The organism is Methylobacterium sp. WL6, from assembly GCF_008040095.1.
GTDB lineage: Bacteria > Pseudomonadota > Alphaproteobacteria > Rhizobiales > Beijerinckiaceae > Methylobacterium.
Map to the genome: position 1 here is coordinate 1 of NZ_VRVH01000242.1, position 7,052 is coordinate 7,052.

Below are 7,052 nucleotides of genomic sequence, written 5' to 3' on the forward strand. Positions count from 1 at the left end.
GCTGCGCATCGCCGGGCGCGCCGTCGACGGGCTCGACCGCTACGAAGGCCTCGCCGCCGGGCTGCCCGTCGCCTTCGACGGGTTCGTCGCGGCCGACGCCTTCCTCGACGGCATCGACTGCCTCGTCGTCCCGCCGGTCTGGCCCGAGGCCTTCGGGCGCACGGTGGCCGAGGCCTACGCCCGCGGCGTGCCGGTGATCGGCACCGCCGTCGGCGGCATCGCCGAGCAGGTCGGCACCGACGATCCCGCCTGGCTCGTGCCGCCCGGCGACGCGGCGGCGCTGGCCGCCGCTATGGCGCGGATCGTCGCCGACCCCGCCCGCCTCGCGACCGGCCTCGGCAACGCCGCCGCGGTCGCCGAAGGAACTCGGCCGCAGGCGGTCGCCGCCCGCTACCTCGACCTCTACCGCAGCCTCCTCGCCCGTGAGCCCGCCGTCGCCCACGGATCGGCGTCCCAAGGGTCAACGTCCCAGGGGTCAACGCCTCGAGAATCAACGCCTCAAGGATCAAGGCGCCATGCGCATCCTGCACCTTAGCTCGCTCTATCCGCCCCATATCGTCGGCGGCGCCGAGCGGTCCGTCGAGCATCTGGCCGAGGAGCTCGCCGGCCTCGGGCACACGGTCGCCGCCGCCTGCATCGAGCGGCAGGCCGAGCCCAAGACCGTGCGCAACGGCGTCACGGTCTACCGCATGGCGCATCACAACGACTTCTGGCTCGAGGACTGGGCGCAGCACGGCCGCTTCGCGCGCAACGCCGCCAAGCTCAAGCAGCAGTGGAACTTCGCGATCGCCGCCGATTTCGGCCGGGTGCTCGACGACTTCCGGCCGGACGTCGTCAACACCCACTCGCTGCTCGACATCTCGACGCTGGTCTGGCGCGAGGCGGCCCGGCGCGACATCCCGATCGTGCACACGGTCTGCGAGTACGACCTGATCTGCGGCAACGCGGCGATGTTCAAGCACGGCGCGCCGTGCACGCACTGGCACCTCGGCTGCAAGGTCGTGAACGCCTCCAAGCAGCTGACCAACCGCTGGGTCGACGCGGTGGCGAGCGTCGGCACCCGGATCCTGCAGACCCATGTCGACCATGGCCTGTTCCGCCACCTCGCTCCCGAGCGGCGACGGGTGATCTACTATTCCTGCACGGTGCCGGACGGCGATCCCGAGGCGCGCCGCCGGGTCGACCGGAGCGCCAAGCCGATGACCTTCGGCTATCTCGGGCGGATCAACGTCGAGAAGGGCGTCGGCACGCTGATCGACGCGCTGGCCGAGATCGGCTCACGCGCGCACGCCGCCGAAGGGAATCCCGCCTCCGGCGGCTGGCGCTGCCTGATCGCGGGCCAGGCGATGGACGACTCGATCGAGCGGTTCAAGGCGAAGGCCGAAGGGCTGCCGATCGAGTTCGTCGGCTGGGTCGACCCGAAGGACTTCCTCACCGAGGTCGACGTCCTCGTCGTGCCCTCGTTCTGGGCCGAGCCCTCGCCGCGCACGGTCTACGAGGCCTACGCCATGGGCGTGCCGGTGATCGGCGCCGATTCCGGCGGCATCCCCGAGCTGATCGGCGAGGACAACGTCGACTGGCTGTTTCGCGCCGGCGACGCGCCCGACCTCGCGGACCGCATCCGCACGGTGCTGGCCCGCGGCCGTGCCAGCCTGCCGGACGAGCGCGCGTTCCAGCACGTCCTGCGCGAATCGACCTCCGAGCGCGTCGCCGAGAAGTATCTCGACCTCTACGCCGAGCTTCTCGCCGAGCGCCGCGGCATCGCGCCGGAACCGTCGCCAGCGCACGGCATCCATCATGGCGCCTAGCCCGCCCGGCCCGTCCGCCGCGGCGCCGGACGCGGCTGCGACCCGGGACGATATGGCCGGCCGCTCCGTCCGGGCGGCCGGGTGGGTCGCCGTCAGCGCAATCGGCAACGTCGTCCTGAGCTTCGTGGTGTTCCTGGTGCTGGCGCGCCTGCTCGACCCGAGCGAGTTCGGCCTCGTCGCCGTGGCGGTCGTGTTCATCGACATCCTGCTCATCGTCACGCGGGGCGGCCTGCCCGACCTCGTCGTGCAGACCGACCGGCTCGACGACGGCTTCGTCGACACCGCCTTCTGGGTGGCTTTGGCCTCCGGCTGCCTCTACGGGCTGGCGCTGGTCGCGCTGTCGTGGCCGATCGCGTGGATGCTGCGGATCCCCGAGCTGCAGCCGGTGCTGGCGGCGCTCGCCGCCACCTTCGTGATCGCGGCCGCGGGCGTGATCCACGAGGCGCGGCTGCAGCGCCTCTTCGGCTTCCGCAGCCTCGCGATCCGGGCCCTCGTCGCCAACCTGATCGGCGGGTCGGTGGCGATCGCGCTCGCGCTGAACGGGTTCGGGGTCTGGAGCCTGGTGATCCAGCGGCTGCTCGCCACCGGCATGACGACACTGCTGACCTGGGCGGCGTTTCCGTGGCTTCCCGGATGGCGCTTCGTGCGCGCCCATGCCCGCCGCCAGCTCGCCTTCGGCTCCCGGGTGTTCTCGACCCAGCTCCTCCTGACCCTCAGCATCCGCAGCCAGGAGGTGGTCGCCGCCTACTTCCTCTCCACCGCCGATATCGGCCTGCTGCGCATGGCCTGGCGCTGCATCGACCTGATCAGCCAGGTCGCGGTGATCCCGCTCGCGGCGGTCGCGCTGCCGACCTACGCCCGGCTGCAGGACCGGCCGCGCGACCTGGCCGCGGCCTTCGACGGCTTCGTCGCGATGTCGGCGGTGCTGGCGCTGCCGGCCTTCGTCGGCATGGCCGTGGTGGCGCCGCACCTCGTGCCGCTGCTCTTCGGCGAGCAGTGGCGCGACGCGGTGCCGGTGCTGCGCATCCTGGCGCTGCTCGGCCCGGAATTCGTCGCGACCTCGATGCTGTGGATGATCTTCACCGCCTCCGACCGGACCGGCACCGCGCTGGTCCTGTCGGCCGCGCAGTTCACGATCACGATCCTGGCCTCGTTGGTGACGGCGCCGTTCGGCCTGTCGGCCCTCGTGGTCGGGCACGTGCTGCGCGCCTACCTGTTCTCGCCCGTGGTGGTGCGGGCCGCCGGCCGGTTCGTGCCGGTCGGCACCTTGGCGGTCGCCGCCTCGCTGGCGCCGATCCTCGCCTGCTCGCTTGCGATGGGCGCCACCGTGTTCCTGGCGCAGGATCGCCTCTACGCGCGGCTCGGCGACCACGCCGGCCTCGCGGCGGCGATCGGCCTCGGCATCCTGGTCTACGGGATCCTGGCGCTGCTGTTCCTGCGCGCGCCGCTGCGCCGGAGCGTCGCGCTGATCCTGAACCGCAAGGCCGCCCTGGTCGCCGCCGCCGCGCCGCGCGCCGAGGCGGTGCCCGCGGCCGCGACGCCTTAGACGAGGTGCGATCGATGAGGCCCCATGGACCGACCCGCCGCCTCGTGCTGGCGGCGGGCGCGTCGGCGCTGGCGGCACGCCCGGCTCTGGCCGGCCCGCTGCCGTCGTACCCGAGCGAGGACTTCGCGCAGTCCGTCGGCATCAACACCCATTTCGGGCACGACGGGACCCCGTACGTCGACCGGTTCGCGCGCTGCGCGGCGGCGCTCGACGCCCTCGGGATCCGGCACCTGCGCGACGACATCGTCCTGCCGGCGGGCGGGCCGCCATCGGGGCCGCCGCCGCAGTTCCGGCGGATCGCCGAGCTGGCGCGGGCCGGCTACCGGTTCAGCCTCGTCTTCTACGACGGGCTCGACGTCGGGCCGCTGGTGCCGCCCCGGCGCCTGCCCGACATCGCCGCCTGGAGCGCGGGCGGGCTCGCGATCGCCGAGGGCAGCAACGAGCCCAACATCGCCGCCGGCGCCGGCCGCCCGCTTGCCTCGGCCGAGCACCAGCGCGCGCTCTACCGGGCGGCACGCAACGCCGGCGGCGCGGTGAAGGTCGCCGGGCCGAGCTACGTCCAGGCCAACGTCGCGGCGGCGGAGTCCCTAGCCAACGCCGTCGACTACGGCAACATCCACCCCTACCCCGGCATGGAGCACCCGGAGAACGCCGGCAACGGCGACCTGCGCCGCTTCGTCGCCGCCGCTCAGCCCATCTTCGGCCGCGCGCCGCTGCTCGCCACCGAGAACGGCTACCACACCGCGCTCGCCACCCGGAGCTTCCACTTCCCGGTCTCGGAGGCCGTGCGGGCGCGCTACACGCCCCGCCTGCTGCTGTGGAGCTTCCTCCAGGGCATCCGCCGCACCTACCTCTACGAGCTGGCCGCCTCGGTCGACCGGGGCGAGGGCGACCCGGAAGGCCGGTTCGGCCTCTTGCGCTTCGACGGCTCAGCCACGCCGACCTTTTCCGCGGTCGCCAACCTGATGCGCCTGTTCCGGGCCGGCCCGGACTTGGCCGGCCCCGCCCTCGACGTGGCTCTCGACGCGGCCCCGCGCGACCTCCAGGCGATCCGCTTCCTGCGCGGCGACGGCGCCGTCCTCGTGCCGCTCTGGCTCGGGATCGACGGCTGGGACCGGGTGCAACGCCGGGCACGGCCCGACGCGCCGGCGCAGGGCGTGACCCTCACCCTCTCGGGCGTCCCGAAGGCGGCGCGGCTGCACCGCTTCGCCGACGACGGCTCCGTCGGCGTGGAAACGCTCGGCCCGGCCCGGACGCTGACCCTCGGCGTGACGGACCGGCTCGCGATCCTCGAGCTGGTGTAGGGCGGCCCTACCGCACCGCGCCCCGGGTGTTGACGGAAAGCGCGTAGATCGACTTGGTCGAGGCCATGAACAGGCGGTTGCCGTCGGCGCCGCCGAAGCACAGGTTGGCGCAGCGCTCCGGCAGGCGGATCCGGCCGATCGCCCTGCCCTCGGGCGAGATCACCAGGACGCCGTCGAGATCGGCGCCCATGCCCCAGCCGCACCAGAGGTTGCCGTCGGCATCCGCCCGGAACCCGTCCGCGGTGCCCCTGCCGCAATCGAACAGCACCCGGCCGTCGGCGAGCGCGCTGCCGTCCCCGACCACGTCGTAGACCCGGATCACCCGGTTCGGCTGGGCGCGGGATTCGATGACGTAGAGCTTGGTCTCGTCGGGCGAGAAGCACAGCCCGTTCGGGCCCGCGATGTCGGCGACGACGACGCTCGCCTCGCCGGTCCGCGGATCGAGGCGGAAGACCTGGCCCGGCCGTTCCGGCTGGGCCATTGCCTCGTAGGGGTTGGGGCCGAAGGCCGGGTCGGTGAACCAGATCGCGCCGTCGGAGCGGCAGACGACGTCGTTCGGGGCGTTGGCGGGCTTGCCGTCGAACCCGCTGAACAGGGTGGTGATCGTGCCGTCGTGCTCGGTGCGGGTCACCCGGCGGGATTTGTGCTCGCAGGTGACGAGGCGGCCCTGGCGGTCGCGGGCGTTGCCGTTGGCGTAGTTCGAGGGCTTGCGGAACACGCTCGTCGTGCCCGTCGCCTCGTCCCACCGCATGATCGCGTCATTGACCACGTCGCTGAACAGCAGGCAGCGCATGTCGCCGAGCCAGACCGGCCCTTCCGCCCAGCGAAAGCCCGTGGCGATCCGCTCTACCGTCGCCGAGAAGATCCGGTACCGGGCGAACGACGGGTCGAGGATCTCGATCGCCGGGTCGGGCAGGCGCTCGGACGGCTCGAAGGCGGCCTGCGCAGGCCCGGCCCACGCCGTCGTGGCGGCGGCGCCCGCCAGCGCCAGCAGGGTCCGGCGATCGAGTGCGCCCATCGTGTCCTCCCGGCCGGTGTCGTCCCGGCCTGTCCGTCGCTCGGTCCCCGGCGGGCACGGCGCATGGCGTGCGGCGTGTCCGCTCCTTCCGTGGCGTCGGAACCCTCAGGTGATCGGCGCCGGGTTGAACAGCGTCAGGTCGTTGAACAGGCCCCAGCGGTCGGACCACGGCGTCTTGCGCCCGCTCGCGACGTCGAGGATGAGCTGGAACAGCTCGCGGCCGACCTCCTCGATCGTCGCGTGGCCGGTGGCGATGCGGCCGGCGTCGAGGTCGATCAGGTCGGACCAGCGCTGGCTGAGATCGGTGCGGGTCGCGACCTTGATCACGGGGCATTGCGCGAGGCCGTAGGGCGTGCCGCGCCCGGTCGAGAACACCTGGAGGGTGATCCCGGAGGCGAGCTGCAGCGTGCCGCAGACGAAGTCGCTCGCCGGCGTCGCCGCGAAGATCAGGCCCTTCTCGCGGACCCGCTCGCCCGGGGCGAGCACGCCGGAGATCGCCGAGGTGCCGGATTTGGCGACCGACCCGAGCGCCTTCTCGACGATGTTGTTCAGCCCGCCCTTCTTGTTGCCGGGGGACGGGTTGGCGCGCCGGTCGGCCTCGCCCTTGGCGAGGTAGTCGTCGTACCACGCCATCTCGCGCACCAAAGCCTCGGCCACCGCCGGCGTCTTGGCGCGCGGCGTCAGCAGGTGGATCGCGTCGCGGACCTCGGTGACCTCCGAGAACAGGACCGTGCCGCCGGCGGCGACGATCAGGTCGGCGCAGTACCCGAGCGCCGGGTTGGCGGTGACGCCGGAGAACGCGTCGCTGCCGCCGCATTGCAGGCCGACCACGAGGTCGGAGGCCGGGCAGGTCTCGCGCCGGCGCCGGTTCAGGATCGCGAGCCGGGCCTCGGCCATCGCCATGATGCTGTCGAGCATCATGGAAAAGCCCTGGTGGCGCTCGTCCTGCATCCGCACGACGCCGCCGTCCTGCGCGTCGTCGCCGTCCGGCAGCAGGCGCTCGGAGACGAGCTTCTCGCAGCCGAGGCCCACCACCATCACCTCGCCGCCGAAATTCGGGTTGCGGGCGAGGCTCTGGAGGGTGCGGATCGGGATCACCGCCTGCGGCGCGTTGATCGCGACGCCGCAGCCGTAGGCGTGGGTCAGCCCGACCACGTCGTCGACGTTGGGGAAGCGCGGCAGCAGCTCCGCCTTGATCCGCCGGATCGCCACGTCGAGGGTGCCGGCGACGCATTGCACGCTGATCGAGATCGCGAGGATGTTCTTGGTGCCGACCGAGCCGTCCGGGTTGCGGAACCCCTCGAAGGTGCAGCCGGTCAGCGGCGGCAGGGGCGCCGGCACGCGGGTCGCCATCTCCAGCGCGTCGAGGGCGGGGG

General features: G+C 72.9%; 6 protein-coding genes. 4 read left to right on the forward strand and 2 right to left on the reverse strand.

What is annotated here, in order from left to right; translation table 11 throughout:
- The 4 genes from FV230_RS22075 to FV230_RS22090 form a co-directional block, all read left to right on the forward strand.
- Positions 1–535, forward strand: a 535-nt coding sequence (locus FV230_RS22075; RefSeq protein ID WP_147843925.1) for a glycosyltransferase, incomplete at its 5' end; no start/stop codon positions are given.
- Positions 516–1,808, forward strand: coding sequence for a glycosyltransferase family 4 protein (locus FV230_RS22080; RefSeq protein WP_147843926.1), 1,293 nt, complete (start codon positions 516–518; stop codon positions 1,806–1,808). The genes FV230_RS22075 and FV230_RS22080, both read left to right, overlap by 20 nt.
- Positions 1,809–1,860: 52 nt before the next feature.
- The gene (locus FV230_RS22085; protein ID WP_243935769.1) at positions 1,861–3,354 is read left to right on the forward strand and encodes a lipopolysaccharide biosynthesis protein; all 1,494 of its coding nucleotides are present in this window, start codon (positions 1,861–1,863) and stop codon (positions 3,352–3,354) included.
- A gap of 14 nt (positions 3,355–3,368) precedes the next feature.
- Positions 3,369–4,658 (forward strand): hypothetical protein, encoded by a 1,290-nt coding sequence (locus FV230_RS22090; protein WP_147843928.1) that lies wholly within the window; start codon positions 3,369–3,371, stop codon positions 4,656–4,658.
- Positions 4,659–4,665: 7 nt separating this feature from the next.
- On the opposite strand, the gene FV230_RS22095 is transcribed toward FV230_RS22090, so the two are convergent.
- A complete protein-coding gene (locus FV230_RS22095) occupies positions 4,666–5,676 on the reverse strand; it encodes an SMP-30/gluconolactonase/LRE family protein (RefSeq protein ID WP_147843929.1) in 1,011 nt (336 codons plus the stop codon).
- 105 nt (positions 5,677–5,781) lie between these two features.
- Positions 5,782–7,052, reverse strand: a 1,271-nt coding sequence (garD, locus tag FV230_RS22100; protein ID WP_147843930.1) for a galactarate dehydratase, incomplete at its 5' end; no start/stop codon positions are given.

Coding starts and splice junctions, on each gene's coding strand:
- FV230_RS22080 (WP_147843926.1), top strand. CDS start 516: ATGCGCATCCTGCACCTTAGCTCGCTCTATCCGCCCCATATCGTCGGC.
- FV230_RS22095 (WP_147843929.1), bottom strand. CDS start 5,676: ATGGGCGCACTCGATCGCCGGACCCTGCTGGCGCTGGCGGGCGCCGCC.
- FV230_RS22085 (WP_243935769.1), top strand. CDS start 1,861: ATGGCCGGCCGCTCCGTCCGGGCGGCCGGGTGGGTCGCCGTCAGCGCA.
- FV230_RS22090 (WP_147843928.1), top strand. CDS start 3,369: ATGAGGCCCCATGGACCGACCCGCCGCCTCGTGCTGGCGGCGGGCGCG.